The sequence below is a fragment of the Vibrio sp. BS-M-Sm-2 genome, from assembly GCF_041504345.1.
Classification (GTDB): Bacteria; Pseudomonadota; Gammaproteobacteria; order Enterobacterales; family Vibrionaceae; genus Vibrio; species Vibrio satsumensis.
The window spans coordinates 1,245,932-1,272,831 of the sequence record NZ_CP167894.1; the positions used below are offsets into that span (position 1 = coordinate 1,245,932).

A 26,900-nucleotide genomic window follows, 5' to 3' on the forward strand; every position below is an offset into this window, starting at 1 on the left:
GAGGATAAATTCAGCAAGAGAATAAATTAAAGATTAATCGGAATATAGTAAACACTAATGAGCCACATCGACATTATCGTCATTACATCGGAACAAATACACTAAATAACATAAGGTTAAGTAGACGTTTATCTATCAAACTCGTTTTGTAAGGCTACGTAAGACAAAGCACTCGCTAAATAACGATAACAACCACTGATAAGTACACGTTATTACAGAGATAACCAATGCGAATTAGCCTGCTCTTTCAAAGTCCATATAATGATTACCGTTATCCAGTTAATTCTCTGGGTTCATTCATGGATCGACCTAATGCTAAGGAGAGCAAAAATTACTTCGGTGGTACCATGAAACTAAAAACACTTCTTCTAACTTCGGCTTTATTCTCAACCTCTGCATTTTCAAGTGGTCTTCATTTATCCCCTGAACTAAAAATTGGTTCTTATCATGGCTTCGGGTTACAGGCGGGTGTTACTGATATGGCAAATTTAGGTGCCGTTTACCTAAGTTATTCTCACCTTTGGTATGACAGCGATCGATATGATGAAACTGTCAATGCATATCGTGTTGGTATCCAAAATATGTTTGGAAGAAACCAAAACCACGGCTTTCAGGCTGAGATAGGTGTGGCAAGTTATGATGGTACAAAAACACGCTCAGGCGAAGTAGAAGAAAAGACAACACACGGGTTAAGCCTAGGCGGTGCCTACGTTTACCAAGCGACACCAATGCTTGGACTGCGTGCTGGTGTTGATATGAATATTTTTGATCACAATAAAACCTTTGTGCCTTACGACACGACGATCAATTTCAATCTTGGTGCAATTCTTAGCTTTTAAAGAGTCCCTTACTTCAGTGCGTCATCTAGGCTTTGATCGCCTAAATGGCGTACATCTTTCCCTTTCACAAAGTAAATAATGTATTCACAGATATTCTGGCAACGATCCCCCACTCGCTCAATCGCACGAGCCGACCACATCACCTGTAAAATATTTGGGATGTTATTAGGGTCTTCCATCATATAAGTCATTAACTGACGAATGACAGCCTCGTATTCCGCATCCAACTTATCATCAAGCTTGTGAACTTCTGCCGCCGCATCGACATCCATACGAGCAAAAGCATCTAATACTTGGTGAAGCATGGTGATAGCCTGACGGCAAAGAGGCTCTAACGAAACATGGAACTTTTGTTCTTTGGTCGAAGGGATCTCTATCGCACCTTGAGCGATTTTAGAGGCAACATCGCCAATACGTTCTAGATCGGTAATCGTTTTGATGATCGCCATAATCAGACGCAAATCTTTCGCTGTCGGCTGACGCTTTGCAATGATTCGAGTACACGCCTCATCAATCGACACTTCCATCGCATTCACTTTATGGTCGTCACGAATCACTTTTTTAGCCAATTCAACATCGTCTTTATGAAGCGCCTGCATTGCAAACGAGAGTTGTTGCTCCACTAACCCGCCCATGGTCAATACATGAGTACGGATCGACTCTAACTCGACATTGAATTGCCCTGAAATGTGGCGACCGAAATGCATACCTGCTCCTTGAAAGAAATGAAGAAAGCCATTTTTATAGAGTGACTTAGCTCTAGATGACACCTCTGTAGAGGTTAGCCATATCTACCAGTAATGTAGTCTTCCGTCTGATTTTTCAATGGAGACGTAAAAATTGAGTCCGTATCTGAGTACTCGATCAATTTTCCCATATGAATAAAGGCAGTATGATCACTCACACGCGCGGCTTGTTGCATGTTGTGGGTGACAATCACCACTGTGTATTGTGTTTTGAGATCGTTGATCAGCTCTTCAATCGTCAAAGTAGAAATCGGATCGAGTGCAGATGTCGGTTCGTCCAACAAGAGTACTTCAGGCTCAATCGCGACCGCACGAGCAATAACCAAACGCTGCTGTTGGCCGCCAGATAAGCCAAAGGCGTTCTCATGCAGTCGATCTTTCACTTCATCCCATAGCGCTGCAGCACGAAGAGAGCGCTCAACCGCATCATCAAGGTCTCGGCTGTTGCTAACACCTTGCAGCCTCAAACCATAAACTACATTCTCATAGATAGATTTAGGGAAAGGGTTCGGGCGCTGGAATACCATACCAACACGACGCCGTAAGGTCGCAACATCCACCTCAGGGTGATAGATATTCTTGCCATGAAGCTTCACTTTCCCAGAAACCTTACACCCTTCAACTAAGTCATTCATGCGATTAATGCAGCGCAGCAAGGTCGATTTACCACACCCTGATGGGCCAATAAAAGCCGTCACTTGCCCCTTCGGAATTTGCATTGAAATATCATCGAGTGCTTGGCTCTCTTTATAATAAAGATTTAGCCCCTCAATTGAGATAGCAACTTGCTCATCCTTCAGGTTATGAACATCTAGTGGTGCTTGGTAACCCAAGGTTTCATTAATCGAGAACATTTAATCTTGTCCTAAGGTTCGGTATTTTTCACGCAAGTTATTACGGATATTGATGGCTGTTAAATTCAATCCAACAATCACCGTAACCAATAAAAATGAAGTGGCATACACTAAAGGTCGTGCTGCTTCGATATTAGAGGTTTGAAACCCAACATCATAGATATGAAAGCCTAAATGCATGAACTTTCTGTCTAAATGTAGATATGGAAACTGACCATCTACTGGCAAGCTTGAAGCTAATTTCACAACACCCACCAGCATTAGTGGAGCCACTTCCCCTGCGGCTCTCGCGATTGCCAAAATTAAACCCGTGATAATAGCAGGACTTGCCATCGGTAAAACAATACGCCAAAGCGTCTCAAATTGAGTCGCACCTAGCGCTAATGAACCGTGCCTCACAGAGCTAGGAATCCGCGTTAGGCCCTCTTCGGTGGTTACGATAACTACTGGAAGCGTCAATACCGCTAAGGTTAGAGCAGACCATAATAGGCCTGGGGTACCAAATGTCGGAGCAGGTAATCGCTCAGCATAAAACAGCGTGTCAATCGAGCCACCAATGGTATATACAAAAAAGCCTAAACCAAAAACGCCGTATACAATCGAAGGGACACCCGCCAAGTTAATCACGGCAATACGAATCAAGCGCGTCAGGGCATTGTTTTTTGCATATTCATGAAGATATATTGCAGCAACTACGCCAAGAGGCATCACTACGATCGACATAAGAATAACCAGCAACACGGTGCCGAAAATCGCAGGAAACACACCGCCTTCAGAGTTTGAGTCTCGTGGGTTCTCAGATAAGAACTTCCAAACTTGTTTGCCCCAATGCCCAACCTTTTCAAGATAGGACATATTATTCGGGTACCAATAATCCAGAATGTGACTGAGCGAAATTTCAACCACTTTTCCTGTCATATCCTCAACGAGTAAGCTTTCTACATTAAGCTGCGTTCTCAAGTGCTCGAGCTTTGCTTCAGCCTCACCTAATTGGCGGTTTAATTCCAGTCTAGTTTGAGTATAGGTTTTAAGATATTCATCGCTCACTGATTCATTAAGTTCAAGCTTACGCTTTTCTAAACGCAAGTTTTCCAATTGCCAGCTGATATTGCGAATTTCTTGATTTACAACACGCGACGTTTCTTTACGTAACGTATCGGCAAACGCTAAACCTTGTTCGAGCTTTTGGTCTATGTTCGAATCAAATGTGCCAGAAGCGGTTTTAAAACCCACTGGCTTACCAAAGAAATAACCACCTCGACTTCGTTCAATCACAACCCAATCAAGTGGAGTGGTTGGTTCACGTAAGTTAACATCCAGAATCGAAACAAAGTCCGCAGAGTACAGCTCTCTGTTCGCGACTTTGATGCTTAAGCGCTGTATTAGCCCTGTCGACAAATTTTGAGGCGACAGAAGGTCATGGACTTGTGGAACTTGCTCTATCGGAATGTACTTTCGTTCATATAACTGACCAATCAATAAATCTTGTTTTGATACGGTTTCGTCAAGGTCGACCACTAACGATAAGTCTTTGGAATCAACTTGCCATTGGTATAAAGGAGCTGGCCAAAAATAGGTTAGGCCCTTCCAGCCAATCAACAGCATGAGACCAAGGACAGAAAGCATACTGATGCTCACCGCCCCACCCGTTAGCCATATCCACGGAGAGCCCGATCTAAACCAAAGTATTAATGACTTAAATTTATTCATCACGATCTACCTTACTCTTGACGAGCGGACTCAAGGAACAGCAAATGCCACGAGGTAGGCTAGTCAAACAGCTAACAGTCATTGATGCATATTGAAGTAAATCTTTAAAACTACAGCGCACGATATTTATCTCTCAGTCTTTGTCTAACCCACTCTGCAACTGAGTTCACCGCAAACGTGAAAATAAACAGCAACAATGCTGCTAAGAACAATAAGCGGAAGTGAGAACCGCCAACTTCTGATTCAGGCAGTTCAACTGCAATCGTTGCTGATAGCGTTCTCATCCCTTCCAAAATATTCCAATCGAGAATAGGTGTGTTACCTGTAGCCATCAAGACGATCATTGTTTCGCCAACCGCTCGTCCTAACCCCATCATGATGGCTGAAAAGATACCCGGACTAGCCGTCAATAACACTACATAAATAAGGGTTTGCCACGCTGTTGCGCCCAACGCCAATGAACCATCTGATAGGTGTTTAGGTACAGAGAAAATAGCGTCTTCGGCGATAGTGAAGATTGTCGGGATAACCGCAAAGCCCATAGCAAAGCCAACCACCAGCGCATTACGTTGATCAAAATCGATGCCATAACTAGCCAAAAAAGTACGAATATCACCACCAAACAACAAGGCTTCGATGCTGTTTCCACCAGCAAACACAGCGACCACTGTAATCATCAATACCGGTATCAATATTAAAGCATGCCAGCCATTAGAGAAGCGACTCGTCACTATTTTAGGTAAGCAGTACCAAACAAGCCCCGTAAATAATGTGCTTAGTGGTAATAAAACTATTAATGAGAAGACTGCAGTTAAATGCGTTTCAACAATTGGTGCAAACCAAAGCCCGGCCAAAAATCCGATGATCACGGTCGGAAGTGCTTCCATCAGCTCTATCGAAGGCTTAACCACTCTTCGCATTCGTGGAGACATGAAGTAGGCAGTGTAAATGGCTCCGAGCACAGCAACCGGCACGGCAAACATCATCGCAAACAGAGCGGCCTTAATGGTACCGAACGTGATAGGTACTAAACTGAATTTCTCTTCAAAGTCATCGTTCGCCGACGTTGATTGCCAAACGTATTGTGGCTCAGGGTAACTTTCATACCAGACCTTTTGCCAAAGTGATGAGAATGATATTTGTGGGTATTCATTGTCGACTTTAGCCACACTGATAGTGCCATCAATCAACGTCGCCAGATGCAGTTCATTGGCAGACATAGCGGCTAATTGTGGTGACTTATCAAACGCTCGTTCAAACAACGACAGCTTTTCACTGGTTGTATAATGGCTTTGTAATGTGCCGTTTTTATAGAAGCTGTAAAAGCCCTTTCTATAAGTATCGGGCAGGATAAATTGCACTTGTTCGGCAAGTTGGAAATCTCGAATATGGGTCAGACTACGCTTTTCATCTTTGAGTACATCGAACCACTGAGAAACCTGTCCGTCCTCATGCGTGACCAACAACGAGTATGCCCCAGACAGTAAATCGATGCTTTTTACGGAATGCTTCGCATCGTTTAAGCTAAGGTCAATCACTTCACGAACACCAAAGCCGTTATCTGATAGTTTTAAAACAACCAAATCCGATTGTGCTCGGAGATATAAAGTTTGCCCATCAGGTGTGACGAGCAGTTGCTGCTGCAAGCCCAATTTATCCGACAGCCATTGGCTCTGCTGAAAAACATACTGACCAGTAAGGTCGCTCTGATACCACTTAACCAAGACTCGCTGGTCACTTAACTGAGCAGCAACCGTAATACCGCGTCCATTTTTTGAGAACGCAAATTTGTCGATCGTTGCCCCGTTTGAGGATTCATCATTTAAAAATGGTTCAGGGAGATCGATTTGCTCAATTTTAGGTTCGGCTTCGCTGCCCTTTTTCAGCACAGGCGCACTATACTCAGGATAGAAAAGAGTAAGGTTGCTAGCGCTGTCGGCAAAAGCAAACCAGTTTTCAGATGGGGTATTTCGAGAAAAGGCGACTGGGTTGGCTACAACATTACGCTCAAAGTAAGAGTGTGTATTTTGGGCCTCTAAATCCCAAAACTGTACCAAACCGGATTTTTCGATAGTAAATGCATGCTGACCATATTCGTCAACTGATAAGACGATAGGCTTTTCTACGGCAACGGTCTTCACGGCTTGGTCAGTATCTAAACCAGTGTCAGAAAACACAGGTAAAATGACCATCGCCAAGTAAACAAAGATCAATACCAGAGCAGCGAGAACACTGACCGCACCACATGTCACCGAAAAACGGACGAGACGATCTTTCAACCATCTTTTTTTGTCGCGCTCTTTCAATGAAAATTGGGCTGAAGCCATCTGTTTATCTACCTTTTTTTAGCTACTGACATAATATGTACCTTAGATGACAATTATATTACAAGTTACGTTAAACAACTGAAACTAATAACAAGTTTGTTAGCCATATTTCTTAAAGTAAGATCATAGATTTTGTGCATTTTGCTATTCTAAATTAAAGTAATCAGCTCTATAGCCAGTACTCAAGGATTCTCATCTCGATGGAAAAAGACTATGTCACAAAAGAACTTAGCTGGTTATCGTTCAACGAAAGAGTGCTCCAAGAAGCGGCAGACAAGTCAGTACCATTAATCGAAAGAGTTCGTTTTTTAGGTATTTACTCGAAAAACCTCGATGAGTTTTACAAAGTTCGATTTGCTGATGTGAAGCGAAAGATCTTACTTCAAGATCCACAGCTACTCTCCAACTCGCCGAAAACTTTACTGACTAAAATGCAGAGTAAAGCGAGCAAGCTCGATGCTCAATTCCATGACCTGTATAACGACCTATTGTTGGAACTAGCGCGCAATCGTATTTTTCTGGTCAACGAACAGCAAATCAGCGAAGAGCAAAGTGACTGGATCAAAAAGTACTTTAAGAAAAAAGTGCTACCACACTTAACTCCGTTTCTCTTGAACGAAGATAGCCAGTTACTCAATATTCTCAAAGACGAACAAAGCTACTTAGCCATCGACATCGGGCATGAGGCATCTTCTCAATATGTCTTACTCGAAATCCCATCAGAGGAACTCCCTCGATTTGTAAAGCTACCGGAAGCTTCGGGTTCGCAGCGTATGACTTTGATCTTGTTAGATAATATAGTTCGATTTTGTTTGGGTGACTTGCTTAAAGGATTCTTTGAGTATGACTCATTGCGTTGTTTTGCGATAAAAATGACGCGTGATGCCGATTATGACCTTCAAGAGGACAATGAAAATAACCTATTAGAATCGATGTCTTTAGGTTTAGAACAGCGCTTAACGGCACTGCCGATACGTCTGATCTATGAATCAGAAATGCCAGCTGAAATGCTCAACTTCTTACAAATCAGGCTTAAATTGTCTGACTATGATAGTGTCATTGCTGGTGGTCGTTATCATAATTTCAAACATTTCTCTGAGTTCCCAAGCCTTAACCGACGTGATTTAGTTAATCGCCCACTACCCGCGATTAAGTGCGCGCATTTCAACCACTACCCAAACTATTTCGAAGCAATCAAAGCGCGTGACATCTTACTCCATTACCCTTATCACACCTTTAATCACATCACTGAACTTGTTAGGCAGGCTTCCTTTGATCCCAAGGTAACCTCCATCAAAATAAATGTTTACCGTGTTGCGGAAGGCTCAAAACTCCTCAGCTCGATCATCGACGCTGCGCACAATGGTAAAAAGGTCACCGTGGTTGTCGAGCTGCAAGCCCGCTTTGACGAGCAAGCCAATATTCAATGGACCAAGAAACTTCAAGAAGCGGGTGTAAAAGTCATCCATGGCATCCCGAGCTTAAAAATTCACTCCAAGCTGCTGCTCATTAAACGAAAAGAAGGCAAGCATACAGAGTATTATACCCATATTGGCACCGGTAACTTTCATGAAGTTACAGCGCGCGTGTATACCGATTTTTCTCTGCTCACTGCGAATGAAGATTTGACTCAAGAGGTGAGACAAGTCTTTAAATATATTGAAAACCCTTATCAAAAGTCACAGTTCAAACAACTGATTGTGTCACCAAAGAATACAAGAAAACGCCTCTACCAGTTGATAGATAATGAAATACAAAATTCGATAGAAGGTAAGCCCGCAAGCATCACTCTAAAACTCAACAACTTGGTTGATCGAGAGATCATTGAAAAACTCTATCAGGCCAGCCAAGCCAATGTAAAAGTGAGAATGGTCATTCGCGGCATGTGCTCTCTTGTCCCTAGCATACCCAACATCAGTGACCATATTGAGATTGTCAGTGTGGTCGATCGTTTTCTCGAACACCCGAGAGTGATGATATTTAGTAACGCTGGAAAGCCGAAAGTCTATATCTCCTCTGCTGACTGGATGACACGAAACTTTGATCACCGCATCGAAGTTGCAGCCCCAATTTTAGATCCAAAGATCAAGCAAACCATTATCGATATCACCGAGTTTCATTTCGATGACAGTAACAAAGCTCGAGTGTTAGACCAATCGATGAGCAACCCTTACATACAACCACCAGCTAACCCACTTGATTACCCGACGTCACAACTCTCCACTTACCACTATATTAAACGTATGGAGAAACTTGCTCGCAAGAAGTACAAACAAGAGAAGAAATCATGCCGCTAATTGATAACAGACATTCTCGATGTATTGCCGCTATAGACTTGGGCTCGAACAGCTTTCACATGGTAGTTGCCCGAGTATTCGATCAACACCTGCAATTAGTCAGCAGACACAAACAGAAAGTGAGATTAGGTAATGGATTGGATGAACGTAACTTCCTATCCGAAAGCGCTATCGAGCGAGGCCTAGAATGCCTTAAAGTATTCGCAGAGCGACTAGCAGATTTTGAACTTGATGATGTCAGAGTTGTTGCGACTCATACTCTAAGAAAAGCCAAAAACGCTAAAGACTTCTTAGAACAAGCTAAACCATTGTTCCCTTTTCCAATCGAGATCATTTCCGGTCAAGAAGAAGCTCGAATAATCTATAACGGCGTAGAACACACTCAAACCGCCTCAGAATCTAAATTGGTTATTGATATTGGTGGAGGGAGTACCGAACTCGTCGCAGGACAAGGTTTTACTCCCTTAATTATGCGCAGTTTACCTATGGGATGCGTCAGTTTCACTCAACGTTTCTTTGCTGACGGAGGGCTAACCTCAAAACACTTCTCAGATGCTAATACCGCGGCTACTCGTCTATTGATGCCATTAATTGAAGAATATACAAAAGCCCCTTGGGAAATCGCCTTTGGCTCATCAGGGACGGCTAAATCAATAAAAGAGGTACTCATTGGCTTAGGGTTTACCGATGGCCTCATTACGCCCCAACGCCTGTCCTATTTAAAGAATCACTTATGTGAATTTTCATCATCCAAAACCTTAAATCTTTCAGGTTTAAGTGATGAGAGAAAGCCAGTGTTTGCTGCTGGCGTTACCATTCTTTCAGCAGCCATGGATACGCTAGACATCAAAGAGTTACATGTTTCTGATGGAGCCCTGAGAGAAGGCGTTCTTTATGACATGGAGGATCGATTTAAAGATATAGGTGTTCGAACAAGAACTGCCGAAACGCTCATCTCTCGATACCATGTAGACGTAATTCATGGCAAGAAAGTGAAAGAACTCGCTCTTTCATTGCTGAAACAAATACAACCTCAAGTGACAACGGCGGTCACTAATGAGCTGTATGATCTGCTTAGCTGGGCTGCATTACTTCATGAGGTAGGACAAAGTATTGCATTCCAAGACTATCATCGCCATTCGGCTTATCTACTTAAGCACACGACAATGCCAGGCTTTAATACTGAGCAACAACGTCTTATATCAACATTGGTTCGCTATCAAAGAAAAGCGCTCAAGCTACAAGATTTGCCGGAACTTTCTCTGTTTACCCTGCAACAAATCACCCTGCTGATTCGTGTATTGAGACTCGCTATCTTACTCAACCGTCAGCGAAATCAAGCACAGGCCCCAGACGTATCGCTAACTATAAAACAACAGGATAACTGGGAATTGAAAGGATCTAACAGCGATTGGTTGGCCCATAACCAACTGCTTGATTGTGAACTCAGAGAAGAGCAACGACGTTGGCAAAATGCTGGATGGTTGTTGAAGCTAAAATAACGAACCATCAAAATAAAAACAGCCTGCGGCATCGCAAGCTGTTCATATGTTTCTTTTCTAAGTTTGTAGTAGCCTCAATCAGAGCCCGACTTTTGCCAACTCTTGCTCTGCGAACTCAGACGGTATCGCTAAATAGCCATCTTTCTCTACCAGTTCTTGCCCTTGCTTTGAGAACACAAAAGTGAGGAACTCTCTCTCAACAGGAGAAAGCGGTTTATCTGGGTGTTTGTTCACGTATACATAAAGAAAGCGTGATAGAGGGTAATCACCACTCAAGATATTCGCTCGAGTCGGCTCTACATAATCATAACCATGCTCGGTAATAGGAATTAACTTAACGCCAGCCACTCGATAGCCAATACCCGAATAGCCAATCCCGCTGATTGATGAAGCGACCGACTGTACAACCGATGCAGAACCTGGCTGTTCATTGACTCGGTTCTTAAAGTCACCACCGCATAAGGCGTTTTGTTTGAAATAGCCGTAGGTTCCCGAAACGGAGTTACGACCAAACAGTTGGAATCGATGTTTTGCCCATGGCTGATCGACTCCTAAATCTTGCCAATCGGTTAGCTGTTTCGTTGCACCGCAACGCAGTGTCTCTGAAAATATACCGTCAATTTGGCGAAAATTGAGCCCTTCAATAGGGTTATCACGATGCACAAAAATGCCAATGGCATCGATAGCAACTCGCAGTGCCGTCGGCTTATAACCATGCTCTCTTTCGAATGCTTCGACTTCTCTTAGGCGCATCGGTCGGCTCATTGGCCCTAAGTGAGCAGTACCTTCGGTTAAGGCTGGAGGAGCGGTAGAAGAGCCAGATGCTTGGACTTGAGCATTTACATTCGGGTAGTAAGACTTGAACTCTTCCACCCATAGCGTTGTCATGCCTGCCAAGGTATCCGAACCTACCGACAATAAACTCCCGGAAATGCCTGGAACCTTAGAATAATCAGGAAGAGAATCGACACCTTGTTCTGCATGGACAGAGTTAACCAAAGCCAACGCTAACAATGAACTGACGGGGAAACGCACCCTGCGTATGAGAGAAATCATGACACAGTCAATCGATTTGGAAGCGTGAAGTAGAAGCGGCTACCGACACCCACTTCACTTTGAATTTCTAAATGTGAGTCATGGTGACTAAGCGCATGTTTCACAATAGCTAATCCAAGACCACTACCACCAGTATCACGTGAACGGGCTTTATCTACACGATAGAAACGCTCTGTGAGTCGATGTAAATGCTGAGGTTCAATACCATCTCCCGTATCTGACACGTCTAAGCAGGCACCTTGACTAGTCTGATACCAACGTACCTTAACCGTAGCGCCCGGTGGTGTGTATTTCACTGCGTTGTACACCAAGTTAGATATCGCACTCCTCAGTTGATCTTCATCAGCTAAAACTCGTAGGCTCTTATCGATATCAAATTCCAGCTTATGCTCACGCTCACCACTTAGGCTTGCAGCCTCTTTTTCAAGAACCTCAAGCATCGCCGGAACGTTGACCACTTCATCGAGCTCATGCATTGGCGCAGCTTCAATTTTAGAAAGCGTGAGTAGTTGATTAACCAGACTGTTCATGCGATTCAATTGCTCGGTCATCACACCATGAGCTTTAGGCCACATAGGCCCAACGATCATATCTGGATCTTCCGTCATTTCAAGGTAGCCCTGAAGTACGGTCATTGGAGTACGTAGCTCATGAGATACGTTAGCGAAGAAGTTACGACGCATGCCCTCCAACTGCTTAAGCTGAGTGACATCACGCACCACCATCAGGTGTTCACCCTCAGTATACGGCACAATACGCAGTTCGAGCATACGCTCCACATTCAGTGGAGAAGGCATCTCTAATGGCTCAGAGAAATCTTGCTTATTCAGGTACTTAATAAAATCTGGAGTGCGGATCAAATTCGAGATCGGTTGTCCAGAATCGTCTGGCCAACGAAAGCCCAACAAATACTGAGCCAGTTTGTTACACCAAACGATATTGCCTTCGCCACGAAATACCACAACGGCATCGGGAAGGGATTCTGCACCGTTGCGGAAACGGCGAATAAGGTTGGTCAGTTCTTTACGTTTGCGACGCTGTCTCTGCTGCATACGGTAAATACCGTTAAACAAAGATTCCCAGTTTCCAGAGCCTGAAGGTGGTGTTAGACGCTTCTCATCCCACAACCACGCGGACAAACGCATTTGGTTGTGTAGATGCCAGCCGAGCTGCAATACCGTAGCAGCCAGCAGTAACCAAGGTAGATAACCGAATATCCATCCGACTAAAACCCATGGTGCGTAAAAAAAGCCAGCTCCCAAGCCAGCTTTTTCCAGGTTAACTTTTCAACCATTCAGGACTCCGTAAACTGGGCAGCGAAGCCACATTAAGCCTTTGTAGAAAAACGGTAGCCAGCGCCACGAACCGTTTGGATTAGCTTATCGTGACCTGCAGATTCAAGCGCTTTACGCAGGCGTCGAATATGTACATCAACCGTGCGGTCTTCAACGTAAACGTTAGTACCCCAAACGTTGTTAAGCAGCTGCTCTCGACTGTATACACGCTCTTGGTGCGTCATAAAGAAATGCAGCATTTTGAATTCTGTTGGCCCCATATCAACTGGACCTTCGCTTGCGGTAACGCGGTGTGATACTGGGTCTAATTTAAGACCTTGAACATCAATCACATCTTCCAATGCCGTTGGTGTTACACGGCGGATAACCGCTTTCAGACGAGCGACGAGCTCTTTGGGTGAAAATGGTTTGGTAATGTAGTCATCAGCACCCACTTCTAAACCACGAACCTTATCTTCCTCTTCGCCACGAGCCGTCAGCATCACCACTGGGATGTTGCGAGTTAACTCTTCACGCTTCATGTGCTTGATAAAGTTTATCCCGCTACCACCAGGTAGCATCCAATCTAGTAATACTAGATCTGGGAAAGGTTCACATAGCTTGTTTACCGCTGCATCGTAATCTTCAGCCTCTACTGCTTGGTAGCCTTTTTGTTCAAGCACGAAACACAGCATCTCACGAATAGGTGCTTCATCTTCAACAACCAGAATCCTTCTCGACATAATTGAATAGCCTTTGTATTTAATCAACGCATTGCATTATCTGAGTTAATTATGACACTTTTGTGACCTTTGAAAACAAATTTTCATATAACTGTCTCAAACATTTCACTTTATAACTTTTGATACAGAGCTAAGGACAAATCGAATTAGATCTCATATCATGAAGCACTTCTAAAAAGGTATGAGAAAAATTATGTGGTTTAAAAATTGCCTAGTCTATCGCTTCAACCGTGATATTGATTTCAACGCAGATCAGCTAGAGAAACAACTTGAAGAATTCCGTTTTACTCCTTGTGGTAGCCAAGACAAACAGAAATTTGGTTGGGTACACGCAATGGGTCGACATGGCGATATGATGACGCACGTATCAGAAAACCGCATTCTAATCTGTGCAAAGAAAGAAGAGAAAATGCTACCGGCTTCTGTGATCAAAGAATCATTGAACGCAAAAGTAGAAACGCTTGAGGCAGAGTCTGGCACACCTCTGAAAAAGAAAGAGAAAGACAGCCTAAAAGAAGACATCATCATTGATCTACTTCCTCGCGCATTCAGCCGCAGCAACTTCACTTACGCGCTGATCATGCCAAAAGAAGGCTTTATCGTAGTTGATGCGAGCAGCTATAAAAAAGCAGAAGATGTATTGGCATTGCTACGTAAGACAATGGGCAGCCTACCGGTTGTTCCTGCGATTCCAGAGCAAGCGATTGAAACAACGTTAACTGAATGGGTTAAGTCAGGCGATACGCCTCAAGGTATCACTATGCTTGATGAAGCAGAGCTAAAGTCTATCCAAGAAGACGGCGGTATTGTTCGAGTTAAGAAACAAGAACTAGAAGCGGATGAAATTAAGAACCACATCGAAGCCAATAAGATGGTGACGAAACTTCTTATCAACTGGCAAGACCGTATTGAATTCATTCTTGCAGAAGATGGCAGTATCAAACGCCTAAAATTCAGTGATGAACTAAAAGACGAAAACGACGATATTCCTCGTGAGGACCAAGCTGCACGCTTTGATGCAGATTTCTCATTGCTATGTGGTGAGTTCAGCGTGTTCCTTCCGAACCTGTTCGAATCACTAGGTGGCTTAACTCAACCAAACGCTTAATAAGTAACTTCAAAGCTCAGGTGCACCGTGCCTGAGCTTATTTTCCCTACATTTCCCGCTGTATATTTATCCCTTCACTCTCTTCTTAATATCATTGCTATCTTTAGGGCTATCAACCAAACTCATTTTAGCGTAAAATTTTCGCCCCTTTGATATCACTTGGTGGTATCAACCTGACTTGAGATCAGATTAGAGAACGAAGCAATGACTACACAAAAACCATTTGTACCTGAACTATTATCACCGGCAGGAAGCCTTAAAAACATGCGTTACGCATTCGCCTACGGCGCAGATGCAGTTTACGCGGGTCAGCCACGTTACAGCCTTCGCGTTCGTAACAATGAGTTCAACCACGAAAATCTACAAATCGGTATCGATGAAGCTCATGCTCAAGGCAAAAAGTTATATGTTGTATGTAACATTCAGCCACACAACTCTAAACTAAAAACTTTCATTCGCGACCTTAAGCCAGTTGTTGATATGGGCCCAGACGCTCTTATCATGTCTGATCCTGGTCTTATTATGATGGTTCGTGAAGCATTCCCTGAAATGCCTATCCACCTTTCAGTTCAAGCTAACGCTGTAAACTGGGCAACGGTAAAATTCTGGGCAACACAAGGCGTTGAGCGTGTCATCCTATCTCGTGAGCTATCACTTGAAGAGATCGAAGAGATCCGCGAACACTGTCCTGAAACAGAACTAGAAATCTTTGTTCACGGTGCACTTTGCATGGCGTACTCTGGTCGTTGTCTACTTTCTGGTTACATGAACAAGCGCGATCCTAACCAAGGTACTTGCACTAACGCTTGTCGTTGGGAATACAAAACAGAAGCGGCAAAAGAAGACGAAAACGGTCAAATCGTTGAAGCAAACCCTACTGGTGTTGAGATTCAGGATGTTGAAGTTCAAGACGAACGTCCAGACAACACACTAGGTCTAGGTAAACCAACAGATGAAGTGGTTCTACTTTCAGAGTCACACAAGCCTGAAGAGAAAATGGCTGCGTTTGAAGATGAGCATGGTACTTACATCATGAACTCAAAAGACCTTCGTGCAATCCAGCACGTTGAGCGTCTAACGAAGATGGGTGTTCACTCACTGAAAATCGAAGGCCGTACTAAGTCTTTCTACTACTGTGCTCGTACAGCACAGGTTTACCGTAAAGCTATCGATGACGCCGTAGCAGGCAAGCCATTTGATGAAAGCCTAATGGGTACACTAGAGAGCCTAGCGCACCGCGGCTACACTGAAGGCTTCCTACGTCGCCATACTCACGACACTTACCAAAACTACGAGTACGGTTACTCTATCTCTGACACTCAACAGTTTGTTGGTGAATTCACAGGTAAGCGCCGCGGTGACCTAGCGGAAGTAGAAGTGAAGAATAAATTCCTAGTTGGTGACAGCTTAGAAATGATGACACCGAAAGGTAACGTTGTTTTCAAACTGGAAGTTATGGAAAACCGTAAATCTGAAGCTGTCGAAGACGCAAAAGGTAACGGTCACTTTGTCTTTATTCCGGTACCAGCAGATCTAGACTTAGAGTATGGCTTACTGATGCGTAACTTGAGCGAAGGCCAAGATACACGTAACGCTTCAGGTAAGTAACTTTACTTAGAAACTCAACTGAGAAGAAAGCAATGGCTCTGTTAATCACTGACAAGTGCATAAACTGCGATATGTGTGACCCTGAATGCCCAAACGGCGCAATAACTATGGGTGACAGCATTTTCGAAATCGACCCAGATTTATGTACTGAATGTAAAGGTCACTATGAGAAGCCAACGTGTCAGTCTGTATGCCCAATTACCAAGTGCATCATCACTGATCCAAACCATATTGAAACTGAAGATGAGCTACTAGAGAAGTTTGTTATCATTCAAGGCTTGACCTAAAAGAAGAAAGGTTCAACTTAACCATAAGTTGAACCTTTTTTTTAACCTGATTTTTCGATTGGGTAAATATTGCAGAAGAGCTCTTTTTCAAATTGGTACTCGAGTCTCTCTCGCCAGTTTATCGACTGAGATACAGGAACAAGATAAAAGTTTTCCCTGCTGGTATCTGTCACAAATGCCATTCCATACTGCATCAATTCATAGTGCACATCATTTACGAAGCTAGGGTCTAAACGTTGTCTGCCCGTCAATTGAGTGATGTCATCCCTCGAAATAGAAATACCCGAACTTTCAGCGTTGAACCTATGTCTTAACCATCCTGAAAATTCCTTTGCACAAATCATAGTCATAGTCTTATCCTTGAATTATCTATCTACGGGTATCAGACTCTGATTTTACATACTGCATATAAGCCGCATCTTTCACCCCAAAAACACTCCACCCTTGACCAAGCCGTGTCAAATTCGTCATCGCCCTTGCTGATAGCGTTATTAGTTTTATTAATATCAAACGATGTTCTTAATCTCGTGTTTATAAACACTAGACAAAAGTGTGATATTTCTCCAGTTTTAGAGTCGAGAAAACCAGTGGCTGTACCACTGTAAAAAGCCTCGATTAACAGGATTACTTATTCGATATCAAGGCCAAACACTGACTTGGCATCACTTTAACTTTTTTCTTTTTCTTATTTTTCGCTACTTTTGGGGGAGGTGGAACTGGAATGGTCTTTGGAGCCCAACTGGCAAGTTCATCTCCACAGCCATCACCTTGAGGAGGGTTTACTTGAGCTATACAATTTGAACTGCCTTCAGGACACTTTAAACGAACGTGAAAATGTGAATGATGCCCCCACCAAGGCCTTATTTTGCCTAACCAAGCTCTATCATTAGCGTCAGAGCTTTCTTGTTCACAAAGGGTTTGCTTAATCACTGGATGAACAAAAATACGTACCACTTTTTCATCTTTCGCGGCATAGCGAATGACTTGGAAGTGATCATCAGTCCAATTCGATTTACGCAATTTGTAGTTGGTGAGATCGACAACGCTGATTGGCTTAGGAACAGCGAGTTCATTTTCGGACAGCCTCTTATCGGTGAGCCTTAACCATATATCAATATCCAAGCCAGTCTGGTGGCTTGAATGACCAGACGAAAAGCGCCCTCCTCGAGGTAGAGAAATATCACCAACCAATAAATTAGTGTTGAGCTGTTCGCTCGCGGTCACACCTAGCCTTTCAATAAACTGAATGGCCTCTGTATGTCCATAGTAGCGCTCTCTCTGAGGACGAATCACTTGGTAACCTTGACCGTCAATTGGCAAAGCCTGCGCACCGTCTAGACAGCCATTAGCGTAACTACCGATAGATGAGGTTGAATTTCTTGTCGGGCTCTTTTCTTTTTCCCATGGGGTTGCCGATACGTAAAACGAACAAAAGATAAGAGCTGATGTACAAAATAACCTCATAACAATTCCAAATAAATGATCTCTATTTTCATACTAGTCGTCATTAGGAAATAGGTGCATATCGAGGATGATATTTTGAAGATAAAGAGGGATTTTCATTTGGAGAGAGGGTAATGTTCAAATCATAGAAAGCAAAAGGCTCGAGCATTTCTGCCGGGGCGCGCAAGTCTAGAGCCTTAAATATAGCAGGGGAGACTGAGCCGGCACTCCGGAGATTCGACCGGGCTGGCGATCCAGCTCCCAACATTGCTTAGTAGAAGCAACAAATGCAAAAAAGCCTCAGCATTTCTGCTGAGGCTTCGTATATGGCAGGGGTGGAGAGATTCGAACTCCCAACACGCGCTGTTTTGGTAAGTCGGGGAATCCGCTGCTTTGCTAATTGCGTATATTAGATTCAGAAAGCAAAAAGGCTCTAGCATTTCTGCTAGAGCCTTAAATATGGCAGGGGTGGAGAGATTCGAACTCCCAACACGCGGATTTGGAATCCGCTGCTCTGCCAATTGGAGCTACACCCCTATTTTCAGTTTTAAAGAGCTGAAACTCTGAATAAGTGGCGGAGTGGACGGGACTCGAACCCGCGACCCCCGGCGTGACAGGCCGGTATTCTAACCAACTGAACTACCACTCCGCAGTGGACTACTTGTCGTCGCTGACAAGTCGTTCATAACACTTTTGTCTTCACTTTTGAAAAGTGAAAATAAATTTGGAGCCTGGCGATGTCCTACTCTCACATGGGGAAGCCCCACACTACCATCGGCGCTATTGTGTTTCACTTCTGAGTTCGGCATGGAATCAGGTGGGTCCACAATGCTATGGTCGCCAAGCAAATTTTGCTTTTACTTTCAGCTTTTTAAAAAGCTGAAGGCAAAATAATCTGGAAAGCTTATCTAAAAGTTATTCTCTTCAAACTCATTCAAGGTCTGTCTTTGAGTCCACAAAACCCCTTGGGTGTTGTATGGTTAAGCCTCACGGGCAATTAGTACAGGTTAGCTCAATGCCTCGCAGCACTTACACACCCTGCCTATCAACGTCGTAGTCTACGACAACCCTTTAGGACGCTTATAGCGTCAGGGAAAACTCATCTCAAGGCTCGCTTCCCGCTTAGATGCTTTCAGCGGTTATCGATTCCGAACTTAGCTACCGGGCAATGCCATTGGCATGACAACCCGAACACCAGAGGTTCGTCCACTCCGGTCCTCTCGTACTAGGAGCAGCCCCTTTCAATTTTCCAACGCCCACGGCAGATAGGGACCGAACTGTCTCACGACGTTCTAAACCCAGCTCGCGTACCACTTTAAATGGCGAACAGCCATACCCTTGGGACCGACTTCAGCCCCAGGATGTGATGAGCCGACATCGAGGTGCCAAACACCGCCGTCGATATGAACTCTTGGGCGGTATCAGCCTGTTATCCCCGGAGTACCTTTTATCCGTTGAGCGATGGCCCTTCCATTCAGAACCACCGGATCACTATGACCTGCTTTCGCACCTGCTCGAATTGTCATTCTCGCAGTCAAGCGGGCTTATGCCATTGCACTAACCACACGATGTCCAACCGTGTTTAGCCCACCTTCGTGCTCCTCCGTTACTCTTTGGGAGGAGACCGCCCCAGTCAAACTACCCACCAGGCACTGTCCGTAATCCCGATTCAGGGACCAACGTTAGAACATCAAAACTACAAGGGTGGTATTTCAAGGACGACTCCACCACATCTAGCGACGCGGTTTCAAAGTCTCCCACCTATCCTACACATGTAGGTTCAATGTTCAGTGCCAAGCTGTAGTAAAGGTTCACGGGGTCTTTCCGTCTAGCCGCGGGTACACTGCATCTTCACAGCGATTTCAATTTCACTGAGTCTCGGGTGGAGACAGCGTGGCCATCATTACGCCATTCGTGCAGGTCGGAACTTACCCGACAAGGAATTTCGCTACCTTAGGACCGTTATAGTTACGGCCGCCGTTTACCGGGGCTTCGATCAAGAGCTTCGACCGAAGTCTAACCCCATCAATTAACCTTCCGGCACCGGGCAGGCGTCACACCGTATACGTCATCTTACGATTTTGCACAGTGCTGTGTTTTTAATAAACAGTTGCAGCCACCTGGTATCTGCGACTCTCGTCTGCTCCATCCGCAAGGGACTTCACTGATAAGAGCGTACCTTCTCCCGAAGTTACGGTACCATTTTGCCTAGTTCCTTCACCCGAGTTCTCTCAAGCGCCTTGGTATTCTCTACCCGACCACCTGTGTCGGTTTGGGGTACGATTCCTTACAATCTGAAGCTTAGAGGCTTTTCCTGGAAGCATGGCATCAATGACTTCACTACCGTAGTAGCTCGACATCGTATCTCAGCGTTAGTAGCGGTCCGGATTTACCTAAACCACCCGCCTACGTACTTGAACCTGGACAACCGTCGCCAGGCCCACCTAGCCTTCTCCGTCCCCCCATCGCAATTGTAAGAAGTACAGGAATATTAACCTGTTTCCCATCGACTACGCCTTTCGGCCTCGCCTTAGGAGTCGACTTACCCTGCCCCGATTAACGTTGGACAGGAACCCTTGGTCTTCCGGCGAGGGAGTTTTTCACTCCCTTTATCGTTACTCATGTCAGCATTCGCACTTCTGATACCTCCAGCAGCCCTTACAGACCACCTTCAACGGCTTACAGAACGCTCCCCTACCCCACATACCCTAAGGTACGTAGCCGCAGCTTCGGTGTATAGCTTAGCCCCGTTACATCTTCCGCGCAGGCCGACTCGACCAGTGAGCTATTACGCTTTCTTTAAATGATGGCTGCTTCTAAGCCAACATCCTGGCTGTCTGAGCCTTCCCACATCGTTTCCCACTTAGCTATACTTTGGGACCTTAGCTGGCGGTCTGGGTTGTTTCCCTCTCCACGACGGACGTTAGCACCCGCCGTGTGTCTCCCGGATAGTACTTACTGGTATTCGGAGTTTGCAAAGGGTTGGTAAGTCGGGATGACCCCCTAGCCTTAACAGTGCTCTACCCCCAGTAGTATTCGTCCGAGGCGCTACCTAAATAGCTTTCGGGGAGAACCAGCTATCTCCAGGTTTGATTGGCCTTTCACCCCTAGCCACAAGTCATCCGCTAATTTTTCAACATTAGTCGGTTCGGTCCTCCAGTTGATGTTACTCAACCTTCAACCTGCCCATGGCTAGATCACCTGGTTTCGGGTCTAATCCTAGCAACTGTACGCCCAGTTAAGACTCGGTTTCCCTACGGCTCCCCTAAACGGTTAACCTTGCTACTAAAATTAAGTCGCTGACCCATTATACAAAAGGTACGCAGTCACACCACGAAGGTGCTCCTACTGCTTGTACGTACACGGTTTCAGGTTCTATTTCACTCCCCTCACAGGGGTTCTTTTCGCCTTTCCCTCACGGTACTGGTTCACTATCGGTCAGTCAGTAGTATTTAGCCTTGGAGGATGGTCCCCCCATATTCAGACAGGATATCACGTGTCCCGCCCTACTCGTTTTCACTGATGATGAGATGTCGATTACGGGGCTATCACCCTTTATTGCGGCACTTTCCAGAGCCTTCATCTGTCTCATTAAAAGCTTAAGGGCTAATCCAATTTCGCTCGCCGCTACTTTCGGAATCTCGGTTGATTTCTCTTCCTCGGGGTACTTAGATGTTTCAGTTCCCCCGGTTTGCCTCCTGTTGCTATGTATTCACAACAGGATACTTACTTATGTAAGTGGGTTTCCCCATTCAGGAATCCCAGACTCAAAAGGTTATTACTACCTAATCTGGGCTTATCGCAAGTTATTACGCCTTTCATCGCCTCTGACTGCCAAGGCATCCACCGTGTACGCTTAGTCACTTAACCATACAACCCGAAAGGGTTTCTATTTGCTTTCACTTTAAAAAGTGAAGACAAATAAGCGTATGGCAACTAACCAAGGTTTTTGGTTGTCATCAAGAAGGGTTAATTCTCGATGACTGTTTGCCGGACTCAATTGTGAATCAATGTAGACATTGATTCGAATACAAGACACTTGAATGTGTTTGTTGTGTTTATACCGTTCTTATTAAATAAGAGCAGATAAACATTGAGAACTTTTAAATTTGATTGAATTACTCGTAAGTAATCAATCAGTCAGCTTTCCAAATTGTTAAAGAGCTAGATTTTTCTAATTAAAGAAATAACCATTTTTAAAGATTCTTAAGGAAGAACACTTAAAGATGGTGGAGCTATGCGGGATCGAACCGCAGACCTCCTCGCTGCCAGCGAGGCGCTCTCCCAGCTGAGCTATAGCCCCATCTGGAAAAGTATTTCCTACTCTTAACTTATTAAACCATCAATCTGTGTGGACACTTATCGTGAATATCTTCGTATAAGGAGGTGATCCAGCCCCAGGTTCCCCTAGGGCTACCTTGTTACGACTTCACCCCAGTCATGAACCACAAAGTGGTGAGCGTCCTCCCCGAAAGGTTAAACTACCCACTTCTTTTGCAGCCCACTCCCATGGTGTGACGGGCGGTGTGTACAAGGCCCGGGAACGTATTCACCGTAGCATTCTGATCTACGATTACTAGCGATTCCGACTTCATGGAGTCGAGTTGCAGACTCCAATCCGGACTACGACGCACTTTTTGGGATTCGCTCACTATCGCTAGCTTGCTGCCCTCTGTATGCGCCATTGTAGCACGTGTGTAGCCCTACTCGTAAGGGCCATGATGACTTGACGTCGTCCCCACCTTCCTCCGGTTTATCACCGGCAGTCTCCCTGGAGTTCCCGACATTACTCGCTGGCAAACAAGGATAAGGGTTGCGCTCGTTGCGGGACTTAACCCAACATTTCACAACACGAGCTGACGACAGCCATGCAGCACCTGTCTCAGAGCTCCCGAAGGCACACCTGCGTCTCCGCTGGCTTCTCTGGATGTCAAGAGTAGGTAAGGTTCTTCGCGTTGCATCGAATTAAACCACATGCTCCACCGCTTGTGCGGGCCCCCGTCAATTCATTTGAGTTTTAATCTTGCGACCGTACTCCCCAGGCGGTCTACTTAACGCGTTAGCTCCGAAAGCCACGGCTCAAGGCCACAACCTCCAAGTAGACATCGTTTACGGCGTGGACTACCAGGGTATCTAATCCTGTTTGCTCCCCACGCTTTCGCATCTGAGTGTCAGTATCTGTCCAGGGGGCCGCCTTCGCCACTGGTATTCCTTCAGATCTCTACGCATTTCACCGCTACACCTGAAATTCTACCCCCCTCTACAGTACTCTAGTTCACCAGTTTCAAATGCAGTTCCGAGGTTGAGCCCCGGGCTTTCACATCTGACTTAATGAACCACCTGCATGCGCTTTACGCCCAGTAATTCCGATTAACGCTCGCACCCTCCGTATTACCGCGGCTGCTGGCACGGAGTTAGCCGGTGCTTCTTCTGTTGCTAACGTCAAGAGATAGCGCTATTAACGCTACCCCCTTCCTCACAACTGAAAGTACTTTACAACCCGAAGGCCTTCTTCATACACGCGGCATGGCTGCATCAGGCTTTCGCCCATTGTGCAATATTCCCCACTGCTGCCTCCCGTAGGAGTCTGGACCGTGTCTCAGTTCCAGTGTGGCTGATCATCCTCTCAGACCAGCTAGGGATCGTCGCCTTGGTGAGCCATTACCTCACCAACTAGCTAATCCCACCTAGGCATATCTTGACGCGAGAGGTCCGAAGATCCCCCTCTTTGGCCCGTAGGCATTATGCGGTATTAGCCATCGTTTCCAATGGTTATCCCCCACATCAAGGCAATTTCCTAGGCATTACTCACCCGTCCGCCGCTCGACGCCCATTAACGCACCCGAAGGATTGTTAGTGTCGTTTCCGCTCGACTTGCATGTGTTAGGCCTGCCGCCAGCGTTCAATCTGAGCCATGATCAAACTCTTCAATTTAAGATTTTGTGACTCAACGAATACTGACTTCAAAACTATTCTTTATAAATAAAGAGTGTAATTTTAAAGCTATTACCATTCCAACAGAATGGTAATGAATTGACTGTGCCGAATAATTTCTTTCTACAAGAGAAAGTAGTTAAACGTATTGGTCACTCAGTTCATTGAAATCAAGTTTGTTACCGAAGTAACTGTTACTACCTAAGTAATAACGTTTTGATATTCATCAACGAGTGCCCACACAGATTGATAGGTTTAAATTGTTAAAGAGCTTTACTTGTTGAGCGTTCCTTTTAGTAAGGAGCCTCTCGAAGTGGACGGCCATTCTAGCGAATTGGGTTTCAGTGTCAAACACTTTTTCCAGCTAATTTTTCAAAGCATCTTAAATGCTTATCACCGTCTTGTTACTCAGTTCAAACCGCTTGGTTATCCTTGGCAACGGAGGCGCATTATAGAGAAAATAATCCTTTGCACAAGACCGAAAACAAAAAAAAACCGCCACCGGCGACCGTTCGAACACTATTCACACAAAGCGCTCAAAATAGGTACGATTAAGCCTCAATTTCGGCCAATCGTACCTACCGTTCTTGCTTTAACTATTGGTGAGCAATAATGCGATCGTTGTTTACTAATAGCTGTACTTTCTTATCTGGATTAATTTTTCCTGCCAATATCGCTTTCGCTAACGGGTTCTCAACACTTTGTTGAATAGCTCTTTTCAAAGGTCGCGCGCCATATACAGGATCAAAACCAACTTGAGAAATCAACTTCAGTGCTTTATCCGAGACTTCAAGCTCATAACCATTGTCTTCCATTCTCTTCTTAAGGTGATCAAGCTGAATAGAGGCTATCGATTGAATGTGCTCTTGACCTAATGGGTGGAATACAACGCTTTCATCAACTCGGTTCAGAAACTCAGGACGGAAATGCTTACCTACCACTTCCATCACCTCATTCTTTATTCCTTGGTAATCGAGAGTCTTGAAGTTCTCTTGAATTCTCGATGAGCCAAGGTTAGATGTCATGATCACAACTGTATTTCTAAAATCGACCGTACGACCTTGTCCATCAGTTAAGCGCCCATCATCAAGAACCTGCAATAATATATTGAAAACATCAGGATGCGCTTTCTCTACTTCATCTAACAAAATCACAGAGTAAGGCTTGCGACGTACCGCTTCTGTTAAGTAGCCACCTTCTTCATATCCAACGTAACCCGGAGGAGCACCAACCAAACGAGCAACAGAGTGTTTCTCCATAAACTCAGACATATCGATTCGCACCATCGCATCATCACTATCAAACATGAAGTTCGCGAGTGTTTTACACAGCTCGGTTTTACCAACGCCAGTTGGGCCAAGGAATAAGAAAGAGCCAATCGGCTTATTCGGATCAGATAAACCAGCACGGCTACGACGAATCGCATTCGATACCACTTCTACTGCTTCCGCTTGGCCAATAACTCGCTTATGTAGAACACCTTCCATTTTAAGGAGCTTCTCTCTCTCAGCCTCTAACATTTTAGAAACAGGGATGCCAGTTTGCTTCGATAGCACGTCTGCAATTTCTGCGTCGGTGACCTTATTACGCAACAGCGTCATTTCTTGCATTTCAGCTTGAGTCGCAAGATCTAACTGCTTCTCTAACTCCGGGATTCGACCGTATTGCAATTCAGACATTCGATTAAGATCACCAGCACGTCTCGCAAAATCCATATCCATTCGAGCTTGCTCTAGCTCTGATTTAATATGTTGCGTGCCAGAAAGCGCGGCCTTCTCTGCATTCCACACTTCTTCAAGCTCTGCAAAATCGCGTTCTTTGTCAGAAAGCTCTTCTTGTAATGTTCGAAGACGCTTTTCACTGGCTTCGTCATTTTCATTAGTAAGAGCTTGCTGCTCGATCTTCAATTGAATGATCTTTCGTTCGAGCTTATCTAGAGACTCAGGTTTCGAGTCGATCTGCATACGAATACTCGAAGCCGCCTCATCAATCAGATCAATCGCCTTATCTGGCAGTTGACGATCAGAAACGTATCGGTGAGATAACGTTGCTGCCGCAACAATCGCTGGGTCGGTAATTTCTACGTGATGATGAAGTTCATAGCGCTCTTTCAAACCACGGAGAATCGCAACCGTGTCTTCCACGGTTGGCTCATCGACGATCACTTTTTGGAATCGACGCTCTAGCGCAGGATCTTTCTCTATATACTGGCGATATTCATCGAGCGTTGTTGCGCCTACACAATGAAGTTCACCACGAGCCAATGCTGGTTTCAGCATATTCCCGGCATCCATAGAGCCTTCGCCTTTGCCCGCACCGACCATGGTGTGAATTTCATCGATGAAGAGAATAATATTGCCCTCTTCTTTCGATAATTCGTTAAGAACCGATTTTAAACGTTCTTCAAATTCACCACGATATTTAGCACCGGCAATCAAAGAGCCCATATCTAATGAAAGTACACGTCGGCCTCTCAAACCTTCAGGTACTTCATTATTGATAATACGCTGCGCTAAACCTTCGACAATTGCTGTTTTACCGACACCTGGTTCACCAATAATGACAGGGTTGTTCTTAGTACGGCGTTGAAGTACTTGGATAGTGCGACGGATTTCGTCGTCTCGGCCAATTACCGGATCTAGCTTGCCTTGCTCTGCTCTTTCGGTCAGATCAATAGTGAACTTCTCTAGTGCTTGACGTCTGTCTTCCGCATTCGGGTCATCGACCTTCTGGCCACCGCGAACTTGTTCAATAGCTTGAGATAATTTTTGCTCGGTAAGACCTAGCTCTTTAAGTAGACTTCCTAAAGGGCCTTTATCTTCAATTGCGGCAAGTAGGAATACTTCTGAAGAGATGTAACTGTCTTGACGCTTTTGCGCGACCTTATCACATAGGTTGAACAGCGTTCCCATGGCATTCGATAATTGAACGTCACCACCGATGCCACTTACTTTAGGGACTCGGTCTAATATTTCGCTCAATTTAGAGCGCAATTGAACCACATCAATATTCAGCATGGTGAGCAATGGACGAATTGCACTACCATCTTGATTAAGCAAAGACACCATTAGGTGCACAGGTTCTATATATTGGTGATCACGACCTAATGCGAGCGACTGAGCATCAGATATCGCAATTTGGAATTTACTAGTGAATCGATCGAGACGCATGC

General features: G+C 44.8%; 15 protein-coding genes, 3 tRNA genes, 3 rRNA genes and 1 pseudogene. 6 read left to right on the forward strand and 16 right to left on the reverse strand.

The features are described from left to right. Nucleotides 1-347: 347 nt before the first annotated feature. Nucleotides 348-839, forward strand: a complete 492-nt coding sequence (locus tag AB8613_RS05655) for a hypothetical protein (protein WP_372384801.1) — start codon at nt 348-350, stop codon at nt 837-839. 8 nt (nt 840-847) lie between these two features. Here AB8613_RS05655 and phoU read toward each other — a convergent pair whose 3' ends face one another. From phoU to AB8613_RS05675, 4 genes are all read right to left on the reverse strand, one after another. Then, complete coding sequence (phoU, locus tag AB8613_RS05660; RefSeq protein WP_146489664.1) at nt 848-1,546, reverse strand: phosphate signaling complex protein PhoU; 699 nt, start codon at nt 1,544-1,546, stop codon at nt 848-850. A gap of 74 nt (nt 1,547-1,620) precedes the next feature. Beyond that, the gene (gene pstB / locus AB8613_RS05665; protein ID WP_146489663.1) at nt 1,621-2,439 is read right to left on the reverse strand and encodes a phosphate ABC transporter ATP-binding protein PstB; all 819 of its coding nucleotides are present in this window, start codon (nt 2,437-2,439) and stop codon (nt 1,621-1,623) included. Further along, a complete protein-coding gene (pstA, locus tag AB8613_RS05670; RefSeq protein ID WP_146537671.1) occupies nt 2,440-4,149 on the reverse strand; it encodes a phosphate ABC transporter permease PstA in 1,710 nt (569 codons plus the stop codon). 110 nt (nt 4,150-4,259) lie between these two features. Further along, nucleotides 4,260-6,476 carry an ABC transporter permease subunit gene (locus AB8613_RS05675; RefSeq protein WP_372384635.1) on the reverse strand — a complete coding sequence of 739 codons (2,217 nt, stop codon included), beginning with the start codon at nt 6,474-6,476 and terminating at the stop codon, nt 4,260-4,262. A 200-nt stretch (nt 6,477-6,676) separates the two neighbouring features. On the opposite strand from AB8613_RS05675, the gene ppk1 reads away from it, so the two are divergent. Both ppk1 and ppx read left to right on the forward strand, forming a co-directional pair. Next, nucleotides 6,677-8,773 carry a polyphosphate kinase 1 gene (ppk1, locus tag AB8613_RS05680; protein WP_146537670.1) on the forward strand — a complete coding sequence of 699 codons (2,097 nt, stop codon included), beginning with the start codon at nt 6,677-6,679 and terminating at the stop codon, nt 8,771-8,773. Then, the gene (ppx, locus tag AB8613_RS05685) at nt 8,764-10,275 is read left to right on the forward strand and encodes an exopolyphosphatase (RefSeq protein ID WP_372384636.1); all 1,512 of its coding nucleotides are present in this window, start codon (nt 8,764-8,766) and stop codon (nt 10,273-10,275) included. The genes ppk1 and ppx overlap by 10 nt, the downstream gene beginning before the upstream one ends. A 78-nt stretch (nt 10,276-10,353) precedes the next feature. Here the strand turns inward: ppx and AB8613_RS05690 are convergent, their stop codons facing one another. From AB8613_RS05690 to phoB, 3 genes and pseudogenes are all read right to left on the reverse strand, one after another. Further along, the gene (locus AB8613_RS05690) at nt 10,354-11,331 is read right to left on the reverse strand and encodes a PstS family phosphate ABC transporter substrate-binding protein (RefSeq protein WP_372384637.1); all 978 of its coding nucleotides are present in this window, start codon (nt 11,329-11,331) and stop codon (nt 10,354-10,356) included. Then, a pseudogene (phoR, locus tag AB8613_RS05695) lies at nt 11,328-12,625 on the reverse strand (phosphate regulon sensor histidine kinase PhoR). The gene AB8613_RS05690 and the pseudogene phoR overlap by 4 nt, the downstream one beginning before the upstream one ends. Nucleotides 12,626-12,658: 33 nt before the next feature. Next, the gene (gene phoB / locus AB8613_RS05700) at nt 12,659-13,348 is read right to left on the reverse strand and encodes a phosphate regulon transcriptional regulator PhoB (protein ID WP_372384638.1); all 690 of its coding nucleotides are present in this window, start codon (nt 13,346-13,348) and stop codon (nt 12,659-12,661) included. Between the two features lie 193 nt (nt 13,349-13,541). On the opposite strand from phoB, the gene rdgC reads away from it, so the two are divergent. The 3 genes from rdgC (at nt 13,542) to AB8613_RS05715 (ending at nt 16,351) form a co-directional block, all read left to right on the forward strand. After that, nucleotides 13,542-14,456, forward strand: a complete 915-nt coding sequence (rdgC, locus tag AB8613_RS05705; protein ID WP_017062534.1) for a recombination-associated protein RdgC — start codon at nt 13,542-13,544, stop codon at nt 14,454-14,456. A 204-nt stretch (nt 14,457-14,660) separates the two neighbouring features. Beyond that, a complete protein-coding gene (gene yegQ / locus AB8613_RS05710) occupies nt 14,661-16,064 on the forward strand; it encodes a tRNA 5-hydroxyuridine modification protein YegQ (protein WP_285954972.1) in 1,404 nt (467 codons plus the stop codon). A 32-nt stretch (nt 16,065-16,096) separates the two neighbouring features. Then, a complete protein-coding gene (locus AB8613_RS05715) occupies nt 16,097-16,351 on the forward strand; it encodes a YfhL family 4Fe-4S dicluster ferredoxin (protein ID WP_004740368.1) in 255 nt (84 codons plus the stop codon). 41 nt (nt 16,352-16,392) lie between these two features. Here the strand turns inward: AB8613_RS05715 and AB8613_RS05720 are convergent, their stop codons facing one another. The 9 genes from AB8613_RS05720 to clpB form a co-directional block, all read right to left on the reverse strand. Beyond that, nucleotides 16,393-16,701 (reverse strand): hypothetical protein, encoded by a 309-nt coding sequence (locus AB8613_RS05720; RefSeq protein WP_060983276.1) that lies wholly within the window; start codon nt 16,699-16,701, stop codon nt 16,393-16,395. A gap of 274 nt (nt 16,702-16,975) precedes the next feature. Next, nucleotides 16,976-17,815, reverse strand: a complete 840-nt coding sequence (mepA, locus tag AB8613_RS05725) for a penicillin-insensitive murein endopeptidase (protein ID WP_372384639.1) — start codon at nt 17,813-17,815, stop codon at nt 16,976-16,978. Nucleotides 17,816-18,254: 439 nt separating this feature from the next. Continuing rightward, a tRNA-Trp gene (locus tag AB8613_RS05730) sits at nt 18,255-18,331 on the reverse strand. Between the two features lie 35 nt (nt 18,332-18,366). Continuing rightward, nucleotides 18,367-18,443: transfer RNA gene (locus AB8613_RS05735), tRNA-Asp, on the reverse strand. A gap of 80 nt (nt 18,444-18,523) precedes the next feature. Then, a 5S ribosomal RNA gene (gene rrf / locus AB8613_RS05740) occupies nt 18,524-18,639 on the reverse strand. A 131-nt stretch (nt 18,640-18,770) separates the two neighbouring features. Then, nucleotides 18,771-21,664: ribosomal RNA gene (locus tag AB8613_RS05745) — 23S ribosomal RNA — on the reverse strand. 357 nt (nt 21,665-22,021) lie between these two features. Continuing rightward, nucleotides 22,022-22,097, reverse strand: a tRNA-Ala gene (locus AB8613_RS05750). A gap of 76 nt (nt 22,098-22,173) precedes the next feature. After that, nucleotides 22,174-23,728 (reverse strand): 16S ribosomal RNA (locus AB8613_RS05755). Together the 16S, 23S and 5S rRNA genes with 3 tRNA genes alongside form the textbook arrangement of a ribosomal RNA operon. A 596-nt stretch (nt 23,729-24,324) precedes the next feature. Then, nucleotides 24,325-26,898: an ATP-dependent chaperone ClpB gene (gene clpB / locus AB8613_RS05760; protein WP_372384640.1), complete on the reverse strand. Its 2,574-nt coding sequence runs from the start codon at nt 26,896-26,898 to the stop codon at nt 24,325-24,327. Nucleotides 26,899-26,900: the final 2 nt, after the last annotated feature.

Bases quoted from the DNA above. Each gene is read 5' to 3' on its own strand.
- AB8613_RS05720 (WP_060983276.1), bottom strand. From the start codon at position 16,701: ATGACTATGATTTGTGCAAAGGAATTTTCAGGATGGTTAAGACATAGG.
- phoU (WP_146489664.1), bottom strand. From the start codon at position 1,546: ATGCATTTCGGTCGCCACATTTCAGGGCAATTCAATGTCGAGTTAGAG.
- pstA (WP_146537671.1), bottom strand. From the start codon at position 4,149: ATGAATAAATTTAAGTCATTAATACTTTGGTTTAGATCGGGCTCTCCG.
- pstB (WP_146489663.1), bottom strand. From the start codon at position 2,439: ATGTTCTCGATTAATGAAACCTTGGGTTACCAAGCACCACTAGATGTT.
- rdgC (WP_017062534.1), top strand. From the start codon at position 13,542: ATGTGGTTTAAAAATTGCCTAGTCTATCGCTTCAACCGTGATATTGAT.
- yegQ (WP_285954972.1), top strand. From the start codon at position 14,661: ATGACTACACAAAAACCATTTGTACCTGAACTATTATCACCGGCAGGA.
- ppx (WP_372384636.1), top strand. From the start codon at position 8,764: ATGCCGCTAATTGATAACAGACATTCTCGATGTATTGCCGCTATAGAC.
- AB8613_RS05675 (WP_372384635.1), bottom strand. From the start codon at position 6,476: ATGGCTTCAGCCCAATTTTCATTGAAAGAGCGCGACAAAAAAAGATGG.
- AB8613_RS05655 (WP_372384801.1), top strand. From the start codon at position 348: ATGAAACTAAAAACACTTCTTCTAACTTCGGCTTTATTCTCAACCTCT.
- ppk1 (WP_146537670.1), top strand. From the start codon at position 6,677: ATGGAAAAAGACTATGTCACAAAAGAACTTAGCTGGTTATCGTTCAAC.
- AB8613_RS05690 (WP_372384637.1), bottom strand. From the start codon at position 11,331: ATGATTTCTCTCATACGCAGGGTGCGTTTCCCCGTCAGTTCATTGTTA.
- mepA (WP_372384639.1), bottom strand. From the start codon at position 17,815: ATGAGGTTATTTTGTACATCAGCTCTTATCTTTTGTTCGTTTTACGTA.
- clpB (WP_372384640.1), bottom strand. From the start codon at position 26,898: ATGCGTCTCGATCGATTCACTAGTAAATTCCAAATTGCGATATCTGAT.
- AB8613_RS05715 (WP_004740368.1), top strand. From the start codon at position 16,097: ATGGCTCTGTTAATCACTGACAAGTGCATAAACTGCGATATGTGTGAC.
- phoB (WP_372384638.1), bottom strand. From the start codon at position 13,348: ATGTCGAGAAGGATTCTGGTTGTTGAAGATGAAGCACCTATTCGTGAG.